We start from the raw sequence: 22048 nt of genomic DNA, 5'->3' as shown, positions 1-22048 counted from the left end.
ATTATTACTTTAAAAGGGTTATTAAAATTTCAGGTGCATATCATTAATTAGTCGAGCCTTGATTAAATCTGAATTCTCTACCTGAAGCGTTTGGTGTCTGCCACCGTTTTTCTCAAAGATTTCAATCAGCAAAACCTTGTCATCGGCAATGGTAAACTGGTCTAAAAGGAATACGTTTTGTTCGATTGCTTTCCCGCCAATCTCATTCAATGGCTTATAAGTACGTAATGGTATCATTGGTCTTTCCTGCACTACGGTACGCTTGGCTACTTTTTTATCTACTACTTTGAAATTGATAAAATCAATTCCGAAAGGCACATTGGTACGGTTTCTCAATTCTGTATGGAAATAGTATTTGCCATTGTGTATGTAAATTCCTTTTAGGATAAACTGAATACCGAAACTTTTAGCACCGATATGCTTTACAATTCGCTGGTCTTTTTTGTAAATCGTTTCCAAAAGCAAACCTGACAATGATGGCGAATTGTTACCCAATTCTTCAAAAAGCACATCATTTCCATTTTCCTTATCCACTGCTTTTTGCATTGTCAGCAGATCGTAACTCAACGCTTCCGGATAAGCACTATAATATACATTGAAGCTGTAAAATCGACCGTCATTGGTAATTACCGAAAAATTGGTTTCCGTTTCGAAATCTTTTACCGATGCTTTTACACGAAGTACGTTTTCCGCATCTTCTGCTTTTCCTGCAATCAGGTATTCGCTTCCCAAATCCACATAACGTATGGCGGTTGGGAAAATCAAATGAGTAGTCTTGTCATAAGTTACTTGCATTTGGTACGGTTCTATCTTGCCTAAATTTAGCGGTGCTTTTATACTGTCTTGTGCAAAAGTGTTTACGGCAAAGCCGATGATAAGGGCAAAAGCCCAAAAAGTTTTTATATGATTTTTCATTTTCTTAATTATTTGAGTTCAATATTATTTTTTAGAAACAAGGAAAACTTGATGTCCTGCTTTTAGCGTAACTTTTGGTGTTCGTATTTTTTTGGCGAAATAACCCGAAATACCTTGTACGGCACTTTTACTGAGGTCGGAACCAATCTGTTGTCCTGTTGACGAGTTCATACTGAAGCTTGAACCTGTGGCATTTCCCATATTGGCTACGATGTCGGTAACTGCATTACGTTCTGGCGAATAGGGAACGTACAAACCCTGCTGACCATCGAGGTCGTAGATGGTTATATCTACTGGGATAATATTGCCCTCAAGCTCAATAGATGTAACTTTTAACTGTAACCTGCCACCTTGAAACTTTCCGATTGCCGTTAAAATTGTTCCCTGCGGAATGGTACGGTTTGGCGTTTGTGCAGGTTCTAACAAACGCAGTCGTACACCGCTTTCGCCAATAATGGTCTGTGTTTCCTGTATGCTGGCTTTTACGCTATTTTTTGGTTGAGCGACTTGCTCTACTGTTCCAGCAGTATAGAAACCTCGGTTTTTTTTTTCGCTCCAGTCGGCTAAAAAAGCACTATCCGTAGGTTCTCTGTACAAAGCCGATACAGCTTTCTTTCTTGTAGGTGTGAATGCTACAAAATATTCTTTCTGAGAATTTGAAGAAGAACCTCGGCTAGCACTGTCGGTGCTTACAGGTTTTTCGGTATTTCCTCCCGAAGGCAGATACTTTGAAGCCATCTGATACGATTTTTCCATCAACGTCAATTGGTCATTTACAGTTACACCGACAGGTATATCTTTTTCAGCCAATTTTTCTTTTAGTTCGTCCAATTGCCTGCGTAGTTCTTGTGTTTCGCTGTTATTATCCTGATAAAATGAACCTAATGTGCTTTGTGCATTTCGGTAACTGTTTAGTGTAGAAGTGCCCGATTTTCCAGTCATCATACCATTGTTTTGGTCTTCTTCGGGCAATTCTTCTTTAGTCTGCTGTGTGCTATCGGTATTCCAATAATCCGATAGCGTAGTTAGGGCATTTCGGCTTTCCTGGTCTTTCTGTTCCAGCATATCTTGCTCATAAGCTTTTTGTTTATCATCCTGCATTCCTGCTTCGGTAGCCTGTGGAAAAGCATCGTTTAGTCCGATGTTTTCCATTTCTTTTTTATCTGCCGAGGGTTTAAATATCAGGTATAAACAACCAATAAAAACAATCCCCATTAAACCAAAAATGAGTGGTTTTTTAAATCGTTCAATGGCACTCTTTTTATCCTCCGTAAGGTTGGATACTTTGTTTTGGTCGCCTTCCTCAACCAGAATGCTGACCCTTTTTTCATTTTCTTTCATAAAATTTATTTTTAAAAATTGTTGTCAATGTGTCCTTCAGTTTTTCAGGACTTTCTTTCTTTTTGAGAACAGGATTTTCGATATGCTCAATGACCAAATTGTTATCGGCTTTGCCTGCATCATACCATACTTTTAAAATAACTCCTGCGGTAAGAAGTAGATAGCCTATAAAAAAGTATAAGGTGTATTTATGCTGTTTTCCAACGGGTAATGCCAGCCATCGTTCGTCCAACTTGTTAAAATACCTATCCATATTTGCTCTTAATTTTTTCATGTCTTAAATTATTATTGGCTATCACATTTTAAACCCTCTTTTTTGGGAAGAAATGTGTTGTTTAGGATCTTCAGACACTTCGGCTACGGCTTCCTTTAATATAGGAACCGAACCTGTTGAAAGATTTGTTAGTTCTGATTTCTTCAATAGTTGTCCGTAGCGGTCTGTCCTTTCAATGTCCATCTTTTGTACATCGAAAATGCCGTTTTCATGTCTTATCCACATATTACATTCAATCCTCGGCTTGTCATCTCCATTCCATTGGAGGTAAGTCGATAATAAAAAAAGTTCGTGTCTATTCGGTTTTTTTGTACCGTTGTGAGAGGCTTCCAAGTATTCACTAATGCTTTCTTTTAACTTGCCAGGATAAGATGCTTCCGTTTGGAAGTAACCGTTGTATCCTTTATCTGTCAGTGTTTTCACGAATGTGTCTAAATCAAGTAACTGTTTCATAATCTTTGATTTTAACGTTGAATAACTTCAATGTCCTTATTCTCTACCACGGCAAATTTTTCAATATTGAAACCTTGCGGGTTATTGTCTGAACGGACAGAGTTTACAAGGAAACAGGACGTTACCAAGCTTCGCTTTGTCACATTGCTGGAACGGATGATGAATTGCTTAGCGTAAGTACGCACTGCATAAGGATGATTGTCGAAATTGCAGACCACACTATCCACCTCGATACGTTGCTGTACATTACCCGATATGATACGGTTATAATAGCCTTTTTCGGAAAGATCTTTGTAATAATCAAAGGCACTTTTATCGGCAAGATTGAACGCCCGTTTCATATTGCTTTCAATGGCATTTTTGTCGGGTGCAAGTGTAAAAAAGAGTTCGTGAAAACGTCTTACGTGTTCCCTTGCCTCAACCGGGCGGTTGATGGACGCATCTTGCGAAAGAGCCAACATCAATGATTTTCCATTGTCCAGTACATAAATTTTTTGGCGTTGTTCTGTTGCAAAGCTGTAGGACTGCCATACGGCATATCCTACAACGCTAATGCATAGAACGGCAAACACAATGGCATACAACCTTATCTGTCTAAAGCTGTTTTCGATATTTCTGAGTGTTTTAAATTCCATTTCTTAAATGATTAATTTTGTTTACTTATTGATTAGCCTGCCACCAATATTTCCTGCAACTGAACCAGCTCCGGCTCCGGCAAGATTTCCCGATTTCATTGCAGCTTGGTTAACATTACGGGTAAAGTTTCCGGCACCCCCTGCCTGAATAATCCAGCCCGTTACCGTTGGAATTGTAAAATACCCCACGATACCAATTATCATAAAAATGATATACACAGTATTGGAAGTATCGGGTATATAGGTTGGGTCGGCAAGCATTTCGATGTCCCGTTCCAATATCAGCGATTGTATCCTTGCCAACATTGAACTGAACAAATCTGAAACAGGAAGCCAGAGGTAAACACTTATATACCTTGTAAACCATTGCGAGAGCGTGGATTGAAAACCGTCCCACACGGAAATAGCAAAGGCAATTGGTCCGAGTATGGACAACACTATCAGAAAAAATGTTCTTATAGTATCAATAACCAATGCTGCCGCCTGAAAAAGTATTTCCAGTAAATTGCGAAACCATTCTTTTATTGCTTTCTCAATCTTGTAGGCTTGCCTGTCCATATACATTCCTGCCATTGTTCCCACATCAGAAGGCGACCAGCCCAATTCCTCCAATTTCTTATCGAATTCCTCATCCGATGCCATATATGCGGTTTCGGGATTTCTTACCATTGCTTCGTATTCCAATTGGTCTTTCTGCTGTTGCAATTTATTGAGGTCAAGTACCTGGTCTTCGAGAATGGAATGGGTTCCTGTTACTATCGGATTGAGAATTGCATTGATGGTTCCCAACACGATTGTTGGGAAAAACATAATGCAAAGTCCCAAAGCAAACGGACGTAACAATGGAAACATATCAATTGGTTCGGCTCGGCTTAAAGCCTGCCAAACCTTTAATGCCACATAGAACAAAGCGCCTAATCCGGCCACACCTTTAGCTACTCCTGCCATATCACCGGCAAGTGGCATCATATCATCGTACAGCGAACGCAGTTCTTCGTGAAGATTATTCCATTCCATTTTTACCAGTATTTTTGGTTAGAAGTTCCATACAAGTCAAGCACTCGTTTGGCATCGTTTTTCTTTTTCGCTCTCAGGTAGCTTACAGATATGTTCTTGTTGGTGTAATAGCGAACAAGACTGTGATAATCCTTTACCTCTTTGTACACACGGTCGATAACATCCATACGCTCTTTGTCATTTAGCGAAAGGCTGGACGACGTTATAATCTGCTTCAATTCCTTTAGCAGTTCCGTACTTTCATTTAGCAATGAAGAATAACCGTTGCCGATGGCTACCAATTCCTGTGGCGAAAAATTTGGATCGTTCATCATCTTGCCAAAATTCTGCACATACATTTCCGAAACATCACCTACCAACAAAGCAGTTTGTTGCACTTTACGAGCATCTTTTACAAGGTTGTTTATAGCCTGTAGTTTGTCGTAATACTCTTTGCCTTGCTTATACACTTTTTCCACTTCCTTAAAATTCTTAACCACATTGCTTACAGTGGAAGAAGTCTGTATAATTTCGTTCGCACTATTGAGGATGCCTGAAGCCAGATTTGCAGGATCTGTAACCACGAATTGTGCTTTTGCGGACGGTGCTACGGCAAGCGTTAATGCCATACACACCATAGAAATGATTTTTTTCATTTTCTTAAATTTTAAATTGTTAATGAATTATTGATTTGCACTATCACGCCGTTGCATAGCGATGTGTTTAATGGCGAGTTCTACATTGCCATCCAGTTCAGATGCGAGTTGCATCACTTCCAGTTTTTCGGTTTCTTCGGTGGTGTATGCGAGATATTCCTCCAAACTAACTTCTGTGGCATATACCGCAGAGTGTGTTCCACCCAAGCCAATCCATACTTCCTTGTAAAGTCGTGATGGGTCGTTGTTCATATTGATAGAAAGTACTTGCGCTTTTTCCTTATCTGTAAGTCCTAGCATTGCCTGTATATCATCGAACTTGTTCATATACTTTCGCTGGTCGAGCAGGATTTTACAATCGCTGTTGTTTATGATACTTTCCTTTACAATGGGCGATTGGATGATATCGTCCACTTCTTGTGTTACCACAATGGCTTCGCCAAAAAACTTCCTTACCGTTTTGAATAAATACTTGATGTATTCAGCCATTCCTTCTTTGGCGATGGCTTTCCAGGCTTCTTCAATCAGGATGAGTTTTCGGATACCTTTTAGCCTTCTCATTTTGTTGATGAAGACTTCCATAATGATGATGGTCACAATTGGAAAGAGGATTTTATGGTCTTTGATGGCATCAATCTCAAACACAATAAAGCGTTTGGAAAGCAGATCTAATTGTTTATCGGAATTCAACAGATAATCATATTCGCCACCTTTGTAATAAGGTTCCAAAACATTGAGAAAATTGGCAATGTCAAAGTCTTTTTCCCTTACTTGTTTTTCTTCCAATACCTTACGATAATCGCCTTTCACATATTCATAGAAACCATTGAAGGATGGAAAAATATCATCTTGTTTAATGCGTTCGATGTAACCGCTTACGGCATTTGATAATGCAACTTCTTCCGAACGGGTCGGCGGTTCATCATCACGTTTCCAAAGGGTAAGTATCAAGGTTTTGACACTTTCTCTTTTTTCAATGTCAAACACACCATCATCGGTGTAGAAAGGATTAAAGGCAATAGGATTATCTTCGGTATAAGTAAAGTAAACGCCGTCTTCGCCTTTGGTTTTGCCTTTGATGAGTTCGCATAAACCCTGATAAGAATTGCCAGTATCAACCAACAAAACGTGAGTACCTTGCTCATAATATTGGCGAACCATATGGTTAGTGAAAAACGATTTTCCACTTCCCGAAGGACCCAGTATAAACTTGTTCCGGTTCGTGATGATACCCCGTTTCATCGGTAAATCCGATATATCCAAATGAATAGGCTTTCCGGTCAATCGGTCAGCCATCTTAATGCCAAATGGCGATGGCGAATTGTCGTAATTGGTTTCTTCTGTAAAAAAACACAAAGCAGGTTCAATGAACGTGTAAAAACTTTCCTCACTCGGAAAATCGCCTGCATTACCCGGCATTCCTGCCCAATATAGTGTTGCTACATCCGTAGTGTTGTGGCGTGGTTTGCATTCCATTAATGCCAAAGCGCTACCACTATCATTTTTTATTTGTTTTAGTTCGTTGGCATCATCTGACCAAGCCATAATATTGAAATGCGCTCTGATGGATGACAGTCCAAAACTATGTGCCTCATTCAGGTATTCTTCTATCCACTCTTTGTTGATTTGATTTGCCCGACTGTAGCGAGCCAACGAGTGCATATTTCTTGCAGACTTTTCAAACTTTTGCAGGTTGGCTTCGCTATTATCCAAAAACAAATACTGGTTGTAAATATGATTACAGCTTAACAGCAATCCCACAGGTGCAGCAAACGACAAACGGCAGTCGCTTCGGTCGGTAGATAGTTTTTCAAAACGGGTATCAGCAGATACTGTTCCGGGTAAATCGTCGGTATCAGATAAAGTGTGCAGGCACAATCTTTTGTTACCAATACGAATTTCTTCGCCACCCAATGCAATGTCTTGCATCGGTGTTCCAACTTCTCTTGATAATGTTAGGTATTGCTCCAATAATCCCTGCTTTCCATCTGTACCTATGATTTCGTCTTCGGTCAACCGTTGCAGTTTGATAAACCCGCTATCGTTTACGATACGTTCAAATTGTGCAATGGCTTCCATAAAGCGATGTATCACTTCCTTATCCCTGATTTCCTTCGGTATCAGCGTTCCTTTGCAAAGCGAACTGAAATTACTCTGCATTCGCATACGCTCTTTGCTCGTTTTAGTTAGAAATAGATAACAATAATGGTTCAGAAAAGGACGTTCATTGAAATGGCGTTGGTAGGATTTTGCTAGAAAACTTTGGTCATCTTTTGCCAGATCTGGCGCATAATTTTCTTTGATGTACCAATCCTGTTTATGGACTATCGTGAAATCTGGCAAGGTTTTGATAGCCTTATGCCAAGCGGAATGGATAGCTTCATATTCAGCAGAAGCCACGGTAAACAGCTCCGGCAGACGTACTTCAAAGCAGGCAGTAATGTCCGCATCCTTTGACAGAATACAATTGTTCTCTACCGCCAATAATGGAAACTTGCTTTCCAGTGTTGTTGATTTTGCTGTATTTATCATCGTACATTGGATTTAGTGGTAAACTTTAAATAACGATGTACAGGCTTGCGACAAATGATGTAACGAGGATGCCGTTTATTAGCCGCTATTTTCATTAATCCGTGTTCGCCATATTTTCTGTTTAGTGAGAAGGTTTGCCACACAATCAGCGAAGCACCACCTGCTCCAAGAAAAAGACAGATATAAGAATTAACCCCGATCATATATAATATCATCACGAGGATTAGGGTGCCGAGCAATCCACCTGCGAAAATGAACAAGTATTGTGCTTTCAACCCTTTAAATTCCACCGTTCTTCCAATACCCTTATTGATGTTATAATTACTCATAAGGCAAGGGATTAAAGAAAGAATGAACGAAGGACGGTTGCCGCTACGATGAGGAAAATACACGCACCGAACCACGAAGCCGCCGTTTTGCTCGTATCAGGATCACCCGAACTGAACTTGTTGTACACTTTAACACCTCCGATGAGACCTACTACGGCACCAATGGCGTAGATGAGTTGTGTGGCAGGATCGAAATAAGAGGTTACCATTTGGGTAGCCTCGTTGATACCTGCTGTACCGTTTCCCTGTGCGAACGCACCAATTCCTGACAGCATAGCCACGGCTGCCAGCAAAACTTTTCTTCTTTGTTTTTTCATAATTGAAACACATTATTTTGTTACTATTTTCCCGCACCTTGCGGACTTTCGGGACAAAGGTGTTTCATAAATCAGGGCGTTATAACAAAGTGGCAGTCAAAGGAATTGTTTGGCGGTGGGTGGCTTTGCAGACAAAAAATCTGCATCAAAAACCTCAATACCGACATAATGACAGTGTTAAAACATTGGTTATCTTTTTGATAAGAAATCACATATAAACAAACCAAAACCAAATGAAGAAAATATGTTTTGTAATAATGGGCTATGGAAAAAAAACAGATCCCACTCTAGGAAAGACCTTTGATCTTGATAAGACTTATCATAATATAATAAAACCTGCCGTTATTGCCGCGGGATATGAATGTGTAAGAGGTGATGAAGTCCAAGAATCTGGTTTAATTGATAGGAGTATGTATGGCTTACTAATCTATTCAGACTTAGTAATCGCCGATATAACAACGTTTAATCCAAATGCTATCTACGAATTAGGAATTAGACACGCAGCCAAACCTTTTTCAACAATTGTTATGAAAGAAAAAGATGGAAATATTCCATTCGATATTAATCACAACAAGACTTTTACATATTCTCATATGGGAGAAGATATTTCTGCAACTGAAGCAACACGCTGTCAAGGAGCTCTTACGGGACTAATTTTGAGTATTGAGAAGTCACAAGAAGTTGACAGTCCTTTATTTCAACACATTCAATCTGTCAAACCTTATGTACTCCCTGAAGATGAGTATATCCAATTGATCAAGGAGCTTGCTGAAAAGGAAAAATTAATTTTCGCATTAGTTGAGCAAGCTAAGGTTGAAATGGCAAAAAATAATTTTATTGAAGCTATTAAATATTGGAAAAAAGCAAGTGATAAAATTAATAATGATTCGTATTTTATTCAACAACTTGCTTTGTGTACCTATAAGAGTAAAGTACCCTCTGAAAAAATTGCTTTACAAGATGCTCTAACTATTATAACCCAGTTAGAACCTGATGGTAGAACTACAAATGACCCTGAGACATTAGGAATTACAGGTGCAATCTACAAAAGATTGTGGTTAATTGACAATAATGAAATTGAATATTTGGACAGAGCAATAAAATATTATGATAAAGGATTTGCTATAAATTCAGATTATTATACAGGTGAAAACTATGCACTATGTCTGGATTTAAAAGGAGCTTATATTGCTGATGAGGAAGAGAAAATATATTGTAAGTTAGAGGCTAAAAAAGCTCGTCGAAAGATTATTGATATTATTGATAATTTACAATTGGATGAAGATTTTTTAATTAGGAGTGATTTAAAGTGGATCTATGCGACCCTTGCAAATTGTCATCTAGCTCTAAATAATGATGCTGAATTTAAAGAGAATGAAGCATTGTTTATGGAAAAATCCCCATTAGACTGGGAACTTGAAACATATAATAATTCAAAAAAACATATTCAAAACTTAAACAATTAATATGGCAAAAAACTACAAAATTTTCATCAGTCATTCTTGGTCTTATTCTAGTGACCTAACAGATTTACAAAACCTCTTAAATTCTAGAGGTTATTTTAATGTTGAATTTACTGAAGCATCAAAAGATGTCCCAATAAATTCTACAAATGCCAGCTATATAAAAGCTAAATTGAGAGCTAAAATTTCAACTTCTGATGTTGTGCTAGCATTAGCAGGAATATATGCATCTCATAGTGATTGGATGCCTTGGGAATTAGACACAGCAAAATCTTTGGGTATCCCAATCATTGGAGTTATACCTAGAGGACAGGAAAGAATATCCCAAGAGGTTTATTCAAGATCTGTCGTGGATGTAAAATGGAGTACCGAGAGCATAGTTGAGGCAATTAGAAATCATGCTAAATAAATATTCTATGGCTCATAAATGCTTTATTTCGTTTAAAACTGAAGATATGCCTTATAAAAAGTATATCCACGACCATCTAGATGTAGATATGATTGATAAATCTTTGCATGAACCTATCGATTCTGAAGATGAAGATTACATAATGAGAAAAATTCGTGAAAATTATTTATCTGATTCTACTGTTACAATTTTTTTGATTGGTGAAAAATCGGCAGAGAACTTACCTTATGAAAATCAAAACTTCCTTAAAAGAGAATTACAAGCTTCTTTATACAATGGCGTTGGTAACACAAAAAACGGCATTTTAGGTGTTGTTCTGCCCTCAATGACAGATAAGATATATGGAGGGAGTTATTCGTGCTCTAAGTGTGGAAGTCACCATAATACTGTTCGAATCAATGGAAATACTGTCATAAAAGAATTTTCGCACAATTACTATATTCCTAACGATAAATGTGCTTGGGGAGAAGATGACAGATACTGTGTTCTTGTTAAATGGGATGATTTCTGCTCCAATCCAGAAACGCATATAGACAGAGCGTTTAATAAAAGAAATCAACCTATCTCAGAAAAAACAAAAGTAAAACCATAATGAATGATAATAACTACCCCAATTATTTTGTTGCAGGAGACAATGCTTCTAAAAAAGCACAATTTTGGTATATCCGTTTGTTTGGATTGGATTTGTTGCTAATGGTTTTGTCAGCTATTATCTCCGTTTACAATTATCAAACTGATGAATCTAAAACCATTATCTATATAATATCAGGAATATTACTTCTTGGAGCAATGCTCATATCTATTTTCCTAAAAGTAAGAAAATATGAAGATATTTGGTATAGAGGTCGTGCACTCGCTGAGTCATGTAAAACTTTGACTTGGAGATTTATTATGGCTTCTGAATATTTTGAAAATCATATTTCAGACGAAGAAGCAGATAGAAGATTTATTCAAAGAATTAGAGAAATCAACAACGAGTTTAGCGACCTCAATAACGTATTAAGTTCAAAACAATTAAGTTCACCAATTATTACTGGTGAAATGAAGAGAATACGTAATTTGTCTTTGAATGACAAAAAGAAATATTATTTAGATAATAGAATTCAAAATCAGATTGACTGGTATTCTTCAAAGGCAGATGACAGTAAATTGAAATATGATATTTGGTTTTTTGCAATAATTATTCTTCAATTTTTAGCCTTAATTTCTATAGCTTTTTTAGTGAAATTTCCGTCTTCCAACTTTAATTTTGTTGGAGTATTCTCGACTATAGCAGCAAGTGGATTTAGTTGGTTACAAGTAAAAAAATACCAAGAGAATAAAGAAGCTTATACTACTGCAAACTCTGAATTGAATTTAATTAAGGCTGAAGGGAATAGAGATTTATCAGATAATGAATTTTCTGAATATGTTTTGGATTCAGAAAATGCAATGTCAAGGGAACATACTATGTGGTTAGCTCAAAAAAGGATGTAAAATGTTAGAAAAAGGATTTAATAAAGCAAACTTAAATGAAAATATTTCTTGGCTATTAAAATCATTAAGGGATGATACATTAAGTAAAAGACCTTGTGTGTTTCTAAGCCATAAAAGAGAGGATAAATATGCTTGCAAAGAAATAGCGAATTATTTAAAAAATGCAGGTATTGATTATTATCTTGACGAAGAGGATAGTAAATTACAATATGCCTCATCAGTAGGAGATCCCATTAAAATTACTGAAAGTATTAAAAATGGAATTAAAGAAAGTACTCATATGATGGTAGTTGTTTCCGACAAAACATATAAATCTCAGTGGGTACCTTTTGAAGTTGGTTATGGTCATGCTTCAATTCTTGATCAAGAGAAATTAGTATCTAAGGAAGACCGTATTAAATTGTCGGTGTTGACTTTAAAAGATATCGCTGAAAAAAGTCTACCCGATTACTTACAGGTTGGTTACGTAATAAAAGGCACGAAAAGTCTAAATGAATACATTTCAAAGATTACTGATAGACTAGAGAAATCATTAATTATTGAGCATAGAGTTTTTTCAAATTCCCAAGCACAACATCCGTTAGACAATGTCTTAAATTGGCAACTTTAAAAAGTACATAAAATTTTGACACTGGGAAGTCTATAAAAACTCCCCAATGTCAAAATCACTCAAATCATTTTTCCGCAAAATGGAAGAACCGGCTTCCGTTTCAGATGAGAGCGTGCTATCCAAAAGCTCGGCAATTTTTTGGGAAGCACCCTCGATGGAATTTTCCAGTAAACTGAATAATTCAGTACCCTGCAATCTTTGAACTATCGCTACCGCTGTTTCCTTTTGAGATTGTTCCAAATTTTCTTTTTGGAGCAAAACACCTACGGAGCTTAGTTCTTCATAGGTAACCCCTTGGGCAAGACTGTTATCGCCACCAAATATTCCGTACCTGTTCCATTCTTCTTCCTCTTCCTCCAAATCAGGCATATTTCTGAAAACTTCGTCCAGCTCTTCCTTGCGGATTTGAATGCCGACGTTTTCATTTTCGTCGTATTCAATGTCTAAATTAGCAGGGTTTATCTCCGGTTCCTCAATTTGGCGTTCATTGGCAGTGTTTGGCACTGAAAGGCGTTCTACGGGTTTAGGTTGCCCCATAATATCGGGCAGGTTCAGATTGACTTTCTTCTGCGAAGGTTCTTGCTTTGACCTTTTATGAATGACAATCTTATCCTGCAAAAGCAGGACAATGACAATCAGCAGGCATATCACAATTACTGTTTCCATAACGTAGGGTTTTTAAAACAAGCCTTTATACTTTTCGTTGAACTCTTTTGTAATCATATCTTCAAACACTTTAAAATGATGTTCAAGAATATTATTGAGATAGGCAAACAAGGGTATTTTATCATCGCCTATAATCTGGACTATACGGGTTAAACGCTCGTGATGTTCAGGGCTTAGGTATATGCTTTTATTGCCTCTTTTCTGCATTCTATTCATTTGCATAAATGCTTGTTCATAGGTTGTTTTAGCCTTACTGCTAACTGTATCGGAGCTGTTGCCAGATGCAACGCCTTTCCTGTACTTTTTTTCTTTTTTCATTATAGAATGGGTTTAAAATGTTCATTGAAATAATCGGTAATATCGTCCCCGTACTCCCTGAAATGATTTTCAAGAATGTTGTCAATGTAAGAGTAGAGCGTAGTTCTTTCTTCCCTTGTCAGTTGAACGATGCGGAGTAATCTTTCGTGGTATTCAGGGCGTATGTAAACGACCTTGCCGTTACGTCCCGATGGAAATCGATTGACCAAAAATGTTTCCTCGTAGTCCGCTTTCTTTGATGAACTGTTTCGGGCTTTTTCTCTGGGCTTTGTTTCCTTTGGTACATCCTGCTTTTTGTTATTGCTCAGTGGAGCAACAAGCTCATCGCCGCTTATGACGTTCATAAGGTATTCCTCATCAACATTGGGCTTTTCAAAATCATTGTTTTTGTTATCTGAAGCCATAGTTTACTATTTTTATAGATGAGTGATTTTTAAAAATTCCTCGACAAACAAATCCATTTTAGTTGCTTTCATTAACTGTGGTTCGGCAGGCAGCAAACTTGACCGGAATACATAACTACCTGTATCGTCTGTTTCCTTTCGGAAACGCTTGCTATCCATTATTCTTGTTTCCATTATAGGCAGGTTGAGTTCTTTGATGACACTTTGATACGCATCATACAAACCTGTTTTTTCCCTGCCGTCCACTTGGTTCCAAAATAGCCACATCTCTTGTTCGGGATTGCCCTCGTCCGTTTGGGGAAGTCCGAGAAAGGCTTTGGTAAAGCCCAATGTACTTTCCACTACCAAACGGTCGGCAGTAATGGGCGAAAAGATGAAGTCCATTTTTTTTAAGGTAGTCAGTACGCCTTTGGTATTGGCTGTTCCCGGCAGGTCGAAGAAAATAACATCCGGTACAACCACCGACTGGCTTCTGTATTCCGATGCTTTCTCCAAAGCTGTTTCAGCTTTGCATTTAATAATCGGGTACGCTTTTTTGTTGATGGCTTGAAACTGCTTCATTGCCGCCTTTTTATGGTAGTCGTTCTGCATTATGGTTCTCTTATCCCGTTCACGCATATTGGTCAGGCTGTGTTGCGGAAAGTCGCAGTCCATCACCAGCACATTAAAACCTAAACGGTAGTGAAGCACACTTGCCAGCAAAGTGGTCATTGTAGATTTTCCCACACCGCCTTTTTGGGTGGAGAAGCTGATTTTTAAAGTTTTCTTTGTTGTTTCCATTATTTAAAAATTTATTGTTACACACTTTATTTGTTTTGCAGGATTGAATATTGGTTTATCTGATTATTACCTCATTCCTATATTCCTGCATTCCCTTTTGGGTACTTTCCTGCACAGGTATCTGCTTTCATTTTTGCCTTGTCAGGTACATTCTTTGGTAAGTGGCAAACCTTGCAACAGGTAAATTGCTTTACCGCTTTTATGCTTTTACACTTTTATTGTTTTATGCTTTTAAAACCCTATGCTTTTATTCCAAACCGCTTGTTTGCAAACTTGATTTTCTTCTCTGTTTAGATACATTTTTTACTACCTGCACTAAAATTATACGGCAAATAAAGCGATTGATTTGCCCGCTGATTGCGGTGTGGCAGTGTTTGGCGTTCAAAGGCAGTGTTTGGCACTGCTATACAATACAATGCTTTCGTAAACAGGGCTTTACTTTGTACAATGATTTTTATTAATGGATTTATGCAAAATTCTTTTGACAAATCGGAGGGTAACGGGAACGGCATCGAGCCGTTTTTCCCTGTTACATTTAATCCGTCCCGCAGGGCGGATTTTTGTGTTCAACGGAACACGGCAAGTTGTGTTTTGAGGCACTCGAAACCGAGTTAGTGCCTCAAAACAACTTGCCCTTAGCAGGGGGCAGAAAACGCTCTCCGAAGTCGAGGTTTTGTGTGGATTAAAAATGGATTAGTGATGAACGAGAACAGTAACAAAAAACAGAATAAGGGCGGACGGACACCGAAAACCGATCCAAGCATCCACCGCCACGTTTTCCGTCTTACAGACGAAGAAAATGCCAAACTTTTATCGCTTTTTGAAGCATCGGGAATGCCCAATAAAGCAAAGTTTATCATTTCCCTGCTGTTCAGTAAGGAAATGAAATCGGTTAAAATTGACAAGGGAACGGTTGATTTTTATATGCGATTGACCTCGTTTCACAGTCAATTTCGCTCCGTAGGAGTAAATTATAACCAGATTGTAAAACTATTGTACAAGAATTTTTCCGAGAAAAAAGCCGCAGCGTTCCTTTACAAATTAGAAAAACAGACGGCTGAAATGGCGATGCTATGCCAAAAAATCATTCAGATAACTGAAGAATTTGAGGCAAAACATTTGAAAAAATAGTCTTAGAAATGATAGCAAAAATCGGCAGAAGTGGAAATGTATACGGAGCATTGGCATACAATCAGCTCAAAGTGGAGAATGAAAATGGAAAAATTTTGTTTGCCAATAAGATGATTGAAACTGCTAACGGGCATTATTCCGTGGCACAATTAGCCCAATCTTTTGCGCCTTATTTGATAGCGAACCGAAATACAGAAAAACATACGTTGCATATTTCGCTCAATCCTGACCCGAAAGATAAGGTAAGCGATGATAAATATCGGGTAATGGCAGAGCAGTATATGCGGGAAATGGGTTACGGCGAACAGCCTTTTGTGGTATTTAAACATACCGATATTGACCGCAGTCACATTCATATCGTATCGGTTTGCGTGGACGAAGAGGGCAAAAAGATTTCGGACAAATTCGAAAAAATGCGGTCTATGAATATTTGCCGTGAACTGGAAAGAAAACACGGGTTGATCCCTGCAACGGATAAGGAACATAAACAGAACGATAAGATTTTCTGTCCTGTAAATTACAAAGCTGGAGATGTAAAAAGTCAGATAGCTTCAGTGGTTCGACATCTACCGAATTATTATAAATTTCAGACTTTGGGCGAATACAATGCTTTGCTTTCCCTGTTTAATATTACCACCGAAAAAGTGGAAGGCGAATTGCGGGGACAGGTACGACAGGGTTTATTGTACATCCCGTTAAATGAGAAAGGCGAAAGAGCCGGACATCCATTCAAGGCTTCCTTATTCGGAAAAAACGCAGGGCTTCCAGCTTTGGAATTGCATTTTGCCAAAAGCAAAGAGGTTTTAAAAAACCACCCGACAAAACCAACCATTAAAGCTGCCGTTACCTTTGCCCTGCAATCTACAAATAACGAACAGGCTTTTAAAAATCAGTTGAGCGAACAGGGCATTAACGTTGTGGTTCGTAGAAATGACACAGGTCGAATTTATGGTATAACTTTTATAGACCACAATTCTAAAACGGTTTGGAACGGTTCACGTTTGGGCAAGGAACTTTCTGCCAATACCTTTAATGATTATTCGAATAATAATATCAAATCTGGGATAAAAGAGCCAGTTGAATTACAATCGAAAATATCAAGACCAAATGATGCAGATCTTTTTGCGGAAAAACCTCATCACTTGTTCGACTTCCTAAATACTATTGAAAAACACGAAGACGGTTTGATTGAAGCATTAGGAGGTTTGCTTCACGAAGCACAGGGCGAAGATTATGAGGAACAAGATTTTGCTAATAAAATGAAGAAGAAGCGTAAACGCAAAAGAAGTCAGTAATAAACATGTTAGTCAAATACCGCCAAATACCGCCAATAACTTCCACATTTTAAGAGCCGATAGCAAAAGCCTTTAAATTCACGCCCGAACATTAAAACTTAAATAATGCAGGGAGAAGACGATTTAAGAGGTTTAGCCAAAATAATGGCTTTTATGAGGGCAGTAAGTATTCTTTTGGTACTGATGCACCTTTATTGGTTCTGCTACGGTTTCTTTATGGAACGTGGCTGGACGTTGGAAGTAATCAACAAAATATTAGGCAACTTCGATAAAACAGCAGGTTTGTTTTCACATACCTTATATACTAAAACCTTTGCTTTGGTATTGCTTGCTTTAAGTTGTTTAGGAACGAAAGGCGTAAAGAATGAGAAGATAACCTGGTCTAAAATTTACGTGGCTTTGGGCATTGGCTTTGTGTTGTTCTTTCTGAACTTTCCGTTATTAAAGTTACCTCTAATTACTGCTACATTTCTTTATATTCTTACCACAGGTTTAGGTTATGTTGCTTTAATGGTAGCCGGAGTTTGGATGAGCCGATTGCTTCGCACCAATTTGATGGATGATGTTTTCAATAATGAAAATGAGAGTTTTCAGCAGGAAACCAAGCTGATGGAAAACGAATATTCTGTCAATCTTCCCACAAAGTTTTATTATAAAAACAAGTGGAATGACGGTTGGATTAACATCGTCAATCCTTTCAGAGCAACGATTGTTTTAGGAACGCCAGGTTCTGGTAAATCCTATGCCATCGTCAACAATTACATCAAACAGCAGATTGAGAAAGGCTTTTCAATGTACATCTACGATTTCAAGTTTGACGATCTCTCTACCATTGCCTATAACCATTTGCTGAAGCACAGGGATAAGTACAAGATACAGCCGAAATTTTATGTGATAAATTTCGATGACCCACGCAAAAGCCACCGCTGTAATCCACTCAATCCCGATTTTATGACGGACATTTCAGATGCTTACGAAGCGGCTTATACCATAATGTTGAACCTCAATCGAAGCTGGATACAGAAACAAGGGGATTTTTTCGTAGAAAGTCCAATCATTTTATTGGCTGCCATTATTTGGTATCTGAAAATCTATGAGGACGGTAAGTATTGTACTTTCCCACACGCCATTGAATTGCTTAATAAAAAGTATTCGGACGTATTCACGATTTTAACTTCATATCCTGATTTGGAAAATTACTTATCGCCTTTTATGGATGCGTGGCAAGGCGGAGCACAAGACCAATTACAGGGACAAATCGCATCTGCAAAAATTCCGTTGTCAAGAATGATTAGCCCGCAGTTGTACTGGGTAATGACTGGCGATGATTTTTCTTTAGACATCAACAATCCAAAAGAGCCAAAAATTTTATGTGTTGGTAATAATCCCGACCGTCAAAATATTTATTCAGCAGCGTTGGGATTGTATAATTCAAGAATTGTAAAGCTCATCAACAAAAAAGGACAATTGAAGAGTTCTGTTATCATTGATGAGCTACCCACTATTTACTTCAGGGGATTGGATAATTTGATTGCAACGGCGAGAAGTAATAAGGTAGCCGTGTGCTTAGGTTTTCAAGATTTTTCCCAGCTTATCCGTGATTACGGAGATAAAGAAGCTAAGGTTATACAAAATACCGTTGGTAATATTTTCAGTGGACAGGTAGTTGGTGAAACGGCAAAAAGCCTTTCGGAACGTTTCGGGAAGGTTTTACAGAAACGCCAGAGTATGACGATTAACAGGAATGATAAATCTACCTCTATTTCAACACAGTTAGATAGCCTTATTCCGGCTTCCAAAATTTCAACACTTACACAGGGTATGTTTGTGGGTTCCGTTTCGGATAATTTTGATGAGCGTATCGAACAAAAGATTTTCCACGCTGAAATTGTAGTGGATAATGAAAAGGTAGCCACAGAAACTAAAGTCTATCAGAAGATACCAGAAATCCTATCCTTTGTCAATGACCAAGGAGAGGACAAAATGAAACAAGAAATTGAAAGCAATTACCGTCAAATAAAATCAGATATTCTTAGTATTGTTGAAAACGAAATGGAACGAATTAAAAATGATCCCGACTTGCAGCATTTGATACAAAAGGGATGAAACTATTAACTTTGTAACAAAAGTCACAAAGTATTAAAGGAAGATAACGTAAGTTTGTAGGTTACGTTTTTCTATTACAGAATAAATCAACACCGCAACAACAAATATTATTAATTAGTAAGCCTTAAACAAATGCAGACGGAACCATTAGAACAAATAACAGAATTTAAGACCTCTCCTGAATTGATAGGCAAACTTTATGAATATAGCATAAGAAAAGAATATGAAGCAGGAAGTGTTATACTAGATGAAAATGCTTCCATCCGTTCTATTCCAATTGTAACCAAAGGTACGCTGAAAGTAATCCGGACAGAAGAAGATGGTAGAGAAATTTTGCTTTACTATATCAAAGCTGGTGAAAGCTGTATCATGTCTTTCTTAGGCGGTATGCACAATGAAACAAGTAAGGTAAAAGCTGAAGTGGAAGAAGATGCGGAAATACTTTTTTTGCCCATGGATAAAGTATCCTTATTCATCAAGGAATATCCGCAATGGCTAGATTATATTTTTCGTTTATACCATAAACGTTTTGAAGAATTATTGGAAATTGTTAATGCCATCACTTTTAAGAAAATAGATGAACGTTTATTGAATTTGTTGATTAAAAAGCGTGAACTTACTGAAAATAATATTCTGCACATCACCCACGAACAATTAGCTAATGAACTTGGGACTGCCCGTGTAGTGGTGTCAAGGTTACTCAAACAGTTAGAAGAAATAGGTAAGGTTAGGCTAGGTAGAAATAAAATAACCCTTATGTAACAAAAGTAGCTGTGCAGGTTTTTGAATTGATGCAAATTTGTTGTAACAATTTAAAAATCTATGGACATAACAGGGTATATAGCATCAATTTTTATAGGTATCTCTTTAGGGTTAATAGGCGGCGGAGGCAGCATCCTTACTGTTCCAGTTCTTGTTTATCTATTTGGTCTTGATGCATTATTAGCTACAGCTTATTCTCTTTTTATAGTTGGCTCCACAAGCGTCGTCGGCTCTTTTTCTTATTTCAAAAAAGGATTGGTAAACATCAAAACAGCTATTATTTTTGGTATTCCATCAATTGTAGCCGTTTTTCTAACAAGAGCTTATATCGTTCCTGCTATTCCTGAAGAAGTTTTCAGTATTGCAGCTTTTACCGTTACCAAAAACATTCTTTTGATGTTGCTTTTTGCTGTACTGATGATTTTCGCTTCATACAGCATGATAAAAAAATGTAAAGGAGAAGATTGTTTACCTACCGACACGCCCGCCGCAAGTACATTATTAATCGTTATTCAGGGAATATTTGTGGGCTTTGTTACCGGATTAATCGGCGCTGGCGGAGGCTTTTTAATCATTCCTGCCCTAGTCAATTTATTGCGTTTAGAATTTAAAAAAGCAATAGGTACTTCGCTAGTTATCATTGCTCTTAATTCACTTTTTGGCTTTGTCATTTCCGTTACACATTATACAATAGACTGGATATTTCTTTTCAAAATTTTAGCTCTAGCCATTACGGGAGTGCTTATCGGAAGCTATCTCTCTAAAAAAATAGATGGTAAAAAACTAAAGCCTGCTTTCGGCTGGTTTGTGCTACTTATGGGTATTTACATTATCATAAAAGAAACTTTATTACACTAAAATCATAATAATATGGAAAAGCATTATCAAATACTTATCGTTGGCGGTGGAAATGCCGGATTATCTGTTGCATCACAATTACTTCGCAAAAGAAAGGGATTAAATATTGGTATTATCGAACCCTCAGAAAATCATTATTATCAACCTGCATGGACATTAGTTGGTGCAGGAATTTTTGATATTAAAAAGACTATCCGTAATGAAAAGGAGTTTATTCCAAAAAATGCGACATGGATAAAAGAGGCAGTTGCTGAATTTAATCCTACTTCCAACAAAGTAATTTGCAGTTCTGGAAAAGAAATTTTATACGATTATTTAATTGTTTGTCCGGGTATCCAATTAGATTGGAATAAAATAAAAGGATTAAAGGATACTTTAGGTAAAAACAATGTAAGCAGTAATTATAATTTTAGTTCAGCTCCATATACCTGGGAAATGATTAAAAATTTCAAAGGTGGGATAGCCGTTTTTACTAACCCATCCACGCCTATTAAATGTGGTGGTGCCCCACATAAAATCATGTATCTGGCTGTAGACTATTGGCGTAAGAAAGGTATTTTAGATCAATGTGACATACATTATATTTCTGGGGCAACGGTTATATTTGGTGTGCCTGAATATAAAGTAACATTAGAAGAAGTATTAAAGAAAGGTAATATTAAAGTACATTATAGTGCTAATACAATTGGAATTGATGCTAATAGTAAAACGATCGAGTTTGAAACCAAAAGCAGTCCAAGTACAATAAAGCAGTCATTATCAGAAACTACAGCTAGTTGTTATAGTATTAACGAGGCATCACAAGCTGATTTAGCAAATAAAGTTACACTTTCATTTAATTTATGCCATGCAGTACCTCCCCAATCTGCGCCAGATTTTATTAAAAAAAGCCCCTTAGCAGATGCTTCAAATCCTTATGGTTATGTAGAGGTGAATAAGAACACAATGCAGCATTCAAGGTTTCCCAATGTTTTTGCTTTAGGAGACTGTACCAATGCACCCTGCAGTAAAACCGGAGCGGCAATACGCAAACAAGCGCCAGTTGTAGTTACGAACTTATTAGAAGTAATGGATAAACAACCAGTAACCGCTCAATATGATGGCTACAGTGCTTGCCCAATACCTACACAATACGGAAAATTAATGCTGGCAGAGTTTGACTATAACAACAAACCCAAAATGACATTCCCATTTGACCAAGCAAAACCGCGTTGGACAATGTGGTTACTAAAAATAAAGGTATTACCATGGTTGTATTGGAACAAAATTTTAAAAGGCACAGCTTAGCTATTTAGGTTGTATCGCCTGAAATTATTTTTCTT

Annotated in this window: 25 protein-coding genes; 11 read left to right on the top strand and 14 right to left on the bottom strand. The window is 37.5% G+C overall.

Features of this window, described 5'->3' with window-relative positions; translation table 11 throughout:
- Positions 1-21 precede the first annotated feature (21 nt).
- From traN to AAGV28_RS12725, 10 genes are read right to left on the bottom strand one after another with little or no spacing between them, the layout of a single operon-like run.
- On the bottom strand, positions 22-915 hold the full coding sequence (gene traN, locus AAGV28_RS12770) for a conjugative transposon protein TraN (RefSeq protein ID WP_074590715.1): 894 nt from the start codon (positions 913-915) through the stop codon (positions 22-24).
- A 24-nt stretch (positions 916-939) separates the two neighbouring features.
- Positions 940-2256: a conjugative transposon protein TraM gene (gene traM / locus AAGV28_RS12765; protein WP_131910548.1), complete on the bottom strand. Its 1317-nt coding sequence runs from the start codon at positions 2254-2256 to the stop codon at positions 940-942.
- Positions 2243-2530 carry a nitrogen regulatory IIA protein gene (locus AAGV28_RS12760; RefSeq protein WP_131910547.1) on the bottom strand — a complete coding sequence of 96 codons (288 nt, stop codon included), beginning with the start codon at positions 2528-2530 and terminating at the stop codon, positions 2243-2245. The genes traM and AAGV28_RS12760 overlap by 14 nt, the downstream gene beginning before the upstream one ends.
- Before the next feature lie 21 nt (positions 2531-2551).
- Positions 2552-2983 (bottom strand): hypothetical protein, encoded by a 432-nt coding sequence (locus AAGV28_RS12755; RefSeq protein ID WP_131910546.1) that lies wholly within the window; start codon positions 2981-2983, stop codon positions 2552-2554.
- 11 nt (positions 2984-2994) lie between these two features.
- Positions 2995-3618 (bottom strand): conjugative transposon protein TraK, encoded by a 624-nt coding sequence (gene traK, locus AAGV28_RS12750; RefSeq protein ID WP_131910545.1) that lies wholly within the window; start codon positions 3616-3618, stop codon positions 2995-2997.
- Between the two features lie 21 nt (positions 3619-3639).
- Positions 3640-4635, bottom strand: a complete 996-nt coding sequence (gene traJ, locus AAGV28_RS12745; protein ID WP_373407147.1) for a conjugative transposon protein TraJ — start codon at positions 4633-4635, stop codon at positions 3640-3642.
- A gap of 2 nt (positions 4636-4637) precedes the next feature.
- Positions 4638-5270, bottom strand: a complete 633-nt coding sequence (locus AAGV28_RS12740) for a DUF4141 domain-containing protein (protein WP_131910543.1) — start codon at positions 5268-5270, stop codon at positions 4638-4640.
- 27 nt (positions 5271-5297) lie between these two features.
- Positions 5298-7802: a TraG family conjugative transposon ATPase gene (locus AAGV28_RS12735; RefSeq protein WP_373407146.1), complete on the bottom strand. Its 2505-nt coding sequence runs from the start codon at positions 7800-7802 to the stop codon at positions 5298-5300.
- Positions 7799-8131 carry a DUF4133 domain-containing protein gene (locus AAGV28_RS12730; RefSeq protein WP_113667130.1) on the bottom strand — a complete coding sequence of 111 codons (333 nt, stop codon included), beginning with the start codon at positions 8129-8131 and terminating at the stop codon, positions 7799-7801. Before AAGV28_RS12730 ends, AAGV28_RS12735 begins: the two co-directional genes overlap by 4 nt.
- An 11-nt stretch (positions 8132-8142) precedes the next feature.
- The gene (locus tag AAGV28_RS12725; RefSeq protein WP_373407145.1) at positions 8143-8448 is read right to left on the bottom strand and encodes a DUF4134 domain-containing protein; all 306 of its coding nucleotides are present in this window, start codon (positions 8446-8448) and stop codon (positions 8143-8145) included.
- A gap of 233 nt (positions 8449-8681) precedes the next feature.
- On the opposite strand from AAGV28_RS12725, the gene AAGV28_RS12720 reads away from it, so the two are divergent.
- From AAGV28_RS12720 to AAGV28_RS12700, 5 genes are read left to right on the top strand one after another with little or no spacing between them, the layout of a single operon-like run.
- Positions 8682-9914 carry a TRAFs-binding domain-containing protein gene (locus AAGV28_RS12720; RefSeq protein ID WP_373407144.1) on the top strand — a complete coding sequence of 411 codons (1233 nt, stop codon included), beginning with the start codon at positions 8682-8684 and terminating at the stop codon, positions 9912-9914.
- Between the two features lies 1 nt (position 9915).
- Complete coding sequence (locus AAGV28_RS12715; RefSeq protein WP_373407143.1) at positions 9916-10320, top strand: TIR domain-containing protein; 405 nt, start codon at positions 9916-9918, stop codon at positions 10318-10320.
- 7 nt (positions 10321-10327) lie between these two features.
- The gene (locus AAGV28_RS12710) at positions 10328-10912 is read left to right on the top strand and encodes a TIR domain-containing protein (RefSeq protein ID WP_373407142.1); all 585 of its coding nucleotides are present in this window, start codon (positions 10328-10330) and stop codon (positions 10910-10912) included.
- Complete coding sequence (locus AAGV28_RS12705) at positions 10912-11796, top strand: DUF4231 domain-containing protein (RefSeq protein ID WP_332656091.1); 885 nt, start codon at positions 10912-10914, stop codon at positions 11794-11796. Before AAGV28_RS12710 ends, AAGV28_RS12705 begins: the two co-directional genes overlap by 1 nt.
- Position 11797: 1 nt before the next feature.
- Entirely contained in the window at positions 11798-12406 is a 609-nt protein-coding gene (locus tag AAGV28_RS12700; RefSeq protein WP_094771423.1) for a toll/interleukin-1 receptor domain-containing protein, read from the top strand.
- Between the two features lie 30 nt (positions 12407-12436).
- Here the strand turns inward: AAGV28_RS12700 and AAGV28_RS12695 are convergent, their stop codons facing one another.
- From AAGV28_RS12695 to AAGV28_RS12680, 4 genes are read right to left on the bottom strand one after another with little or no spacing between them, the layout of a single operon-like run.
- Positions 12437-13072: a conjugal transfer protein TraD gene (locus AAGV28_RS12695; RefSeq protein ID WP_373407141.1), complete on the bottom strand. Its 636-nt coding sequence runs from the start codon at positions 13070-13072 to the stop codon at positions 12437-12439.
- A gap of 12 nt (positions 13073-13084) precedes the next feature.
- Positions 13085-13390: a DUF3408 domain-containing protein gene (locus AAGV28_RS12690; protein WP_373407140.1), complete on the bottom strand. Its 306-nt coding sequence runs from the start codon at positions 13388-13390 to the stop codon at positions 13085-13087.
- The gene (locus AAGV28_RS12685) at positions 13390-13794 is read right to left on the bottom strand and encodes a DUF3408 domain-containing protein (RefSeq protein ID WP_373407139.1); all 405 of its coding nucleotides are present in this window, start codon (positions 13792-13794) and stop codon (positions 13390-13392) included. The genes AAGV28_RS12690 and AAGV28_RS12685 overlap by 1 nt, the downstream gene beginning before the upstream one ends.
- 12 nt (positions 13795-13806) lie before the next feature.
- Entirely contained in the window at positions 13807-14574 is a 768-nt protein-coding gene (locus AAGV28_RS12680; protein ID WP_055133802.1) for a ParA family protein, read from the bottom strand.
- A 699-nt stretch (positions 14575-15273) separates the two neighbouring features.
- Here AAGV28_RS12680 and mobA point away from each other — a divergent pair.
- The 6 genes from mobA to AAGV28_RS12650 all read left to right on the top strand — a co-directional run bounded on the left by mobA (position 15274) and on the right by AAGV28_RS12650 (position 22013).
- Positions 15274-15705: a conjugal transfer protein MobA gene (gene mobA / locus AAGV28_RS12675; RefSeq protein WP_041516032.1), complete on the top strand. Its 432-nt coding sequence runs from the start codon at positions 15274-15276 to the stop codon at positions 15703-15705.
- Between the two features lie 8 nt (positions 15706-15713).
- Positions 15714-17000, top strand: coding sequence for a conjugal transfer protein MobB (gene mobB / locus AAGV28_RS12670; RefSeq protein ID WP_373407138.1), 1287 nt, complete (start codon positions 15714-15716; stop codon positions 16998-17000).
- Between the two features lie 105 nt (positions 17001-17105).
- Positions 17106-19106 (top strand): conjugal transfer protein MobC, encoded by a 2001-nt coding sequence (mobC, locus tag AAGV28_RS12665; protein WP_373407137.1) that lies wholly within the window; start codon positions 17106-17108, stop codon positions 19104-19106.
- Positions 19107-19238: 132 nt separating this feature from the next.
- Positions 19239-19868 (top strand): Crp/Fnr family transcriptional regulator, encoded by a 630-nt coding sequence (locus tag AAGV28_RS12660; RefSeq protein WP_041516034.1) that lies wholly within the window; start codon positions 19239-19241, stop codon positions 19866-19868.
- A 60-nt stretch (positions 19869-19928) separates the two neighbouring features.
- On the top strand, positions 19929-20726 hold the full coding sequence (locus AAGV28_RS12655) for a sulfite exporter TauE/SafE family protein (RefSeq protein ID WP_045753429.1): 798 nt from the start codon (positions 19929-19931) through the stop codon (positions 20724-20726).
- Between the two features lie 12 nt (positions 20727-20738).
- Positions 20739-22013: an NAD(P)/FAD-dependent oxidoreductase gene (locus AAGV28_RS12650; RefSeq protein ID WP_045753430.1), complete on the top strand. Its 1275-nt coding sequence runs from the start codon at positions 20739-20741 to the stop codon at positions 22011-22013.
- Positions 22014-22048 lie beyond the last annotated feature (35 nt).

Origin of the sequence: Flavobacterium zubiriense (assembly GCF_041729725.1) — a bacterium.
GTDB classification, from domain to species: domain Bacteria; phylum Bacteroidota; class Bacteroidia; order Flavobacteriales; family Flavobacteriaceae; genus Flavobacterium; species Flavobacterium zubiriense.
Note: the sequence above shows the minus strand (reverse complement) of the source record. Positions and strands in the feature narration are given on the sequence as shown.

Coding starts and splice junctions, on each gene's coding strand:
- AAGV28_RS12730 (WP_113667130.1), bottom strand. CDS start 8,131: ATGAGTAATTATAACATCAATAAGGGTATTGGAAGAACGGTGGAATTT.
- AAGV28_RS12650 (WP_045753430.1), top strand. CDS start 20,739: ATGGAAAAGCATTATCAAATACTTATCGTTGGCGGTGGAAATGCCGGA.
- AAGV28_RS12680 (WP_055133802.1), bottom strand. CDS start 14,574: ATGGAAACAACAAAGAAAACTTTAAAAATCAGCTTCTCCACCCAAAAA.
- traJ (WP_373407147.1), bottom strand. CDS start 4,635: ATGGAATGGAATAATCTTCACGAAGAACTGCGTTCGCTGTACGATGAT.
- AAGV28_RS12705 (WP_332656091.1), top strand. CDS start 10,912: ATGAATGATAATAACTACCCCAATTATTTTGTTGCAGGAGACAATGCT.
- AAGV28_RS12740 (WP_131910543.1), bottom strand. CDS start 5,270: ATGAAAAAAATCATTTCTATGGTGTGTATGGCATTAACGCTTGCCGTA.
- AAGV28_RS12725 (WP_373407145.1), bottom strand. CDS start 8,448: ATGAAAAAACAAAGAAGAAAAGTTTTGCTGGCAGCCGTGGCTATGCTG.
- AAGV28_RS12720 (WP_373407144.1), top strand. CDS start 8,682: ATGAAGAAAATATGTTTTGTAATAATGGGCTATGGAAAAAAAACAGAT.
- mobC (WP_373407137.1), top strand. CDS start 17,106: ATGCAGGGAGAAGACGATTTAAGAGGTTTAGCCAAAATAATGGCTTTT.
- AAGV28_RS12660 (WP_041516034.1), top strand. CDS start 19,239: ATGCAGACGGAACCATTAGAACAAATAACAGAATTTAAGACCTCTCCT.
- AAGV28_RS12715 (WP_373407143.1), top strand. CDS start 9,916: ATGGCAAAAAACTACAAAATTTTCATCAGTCATTCTTGGTCTTATTCT.
- AAGV28_RS12735 (WP_373407146.1), bottom strand. CDS start 7,802: ATGATAAATACAGCAAAATCAACAACACTGGAAAGCAAGTTTCCATTA.
- traM (WP_131910548.1), bottom strand. CDS start 2,256: ATGAAAGAAAATGAAAAAAGGGTCAGCATTCTGGTTGAGGAAGGCGAC.
- traN (WP_074590715.1), bottom strand. CDS start 915: ATGAAAAATCATATAAAAACTTTTTGGGCTTTTGCCCTTATCATCGGC.
- AAGV28_RS12695 (WP_373407141.1), bottom strand. CDS start 13,072: ATGGAAACAGTAATTGTGATATGCCTGCTGATTGTCATTGTCCTGCTT.
- AAGV28_RS12710 (WP_373407142.1), top strand. CDS start 10,328: ATGGCTCATAAATGCTTTATTTCGTTTAAAACTGAAGATATGCCTTAT.
- AAGV28_RS12760 (WP_131910547.1), bottom strand. CDS start 2,530: ATGAAAAAATTAAGAGCAAATATGGATAGGTATTTTAACAAGTTGGAC.
- AAGV28_RS12700 (WP_094771423.1), top strand. CDS start 11,798: ATGTTAGAAAAAGGATTTAATAAAGCAAACTTAAATGAAAATATTTCT.
- mobB (WP_373407138.1), top strand. CDS start 15,714: ATGATAGCAAAAATCGGCAGAAGTGGAAATGTATACGGAGCATTGGCA.
- AAGV28_RS12755 (WP_131910546.1), bottom strand. CDS start 2,983: ATGAAACAGTTACTTGATTTAGACACATTCGTGAAAACACTGACAGAT.
- AAGV28_RS12690 (WP_373407140.1), bottom strand. CDS start 13,390: ATGAAAAAAGAAAAAAAGTACAGGAAAGGCGTTGCATCTGGCAACAGC.
- AAGV28_RS12685 (WP_373407139.1), bottom strand. CDS start 13,794: ATGGCTTCAGATAACAAAAACAATGATTTTGAAAAGCCCAATGTTGAT.
- AAGV28_RS12655 (WP_045753429.1), top strand. CDS start 19,929: ATGGACATAACAGGGTATATAGCATCAATTTTTATAGGTATCTCTTTA.
- traK (WP_131910545.1), bottom strand. CDS start 3,618: ATGGAATTTAAAACACTCAGAAATATCGAAAACAGCTTTAGACAGATA.
- mobA (WP_041516032.1), top strand. CDS start 15,274: ATGAACGAGAACAGTAACAAAAAACAGAATAAGGGCGGACGGACACCG.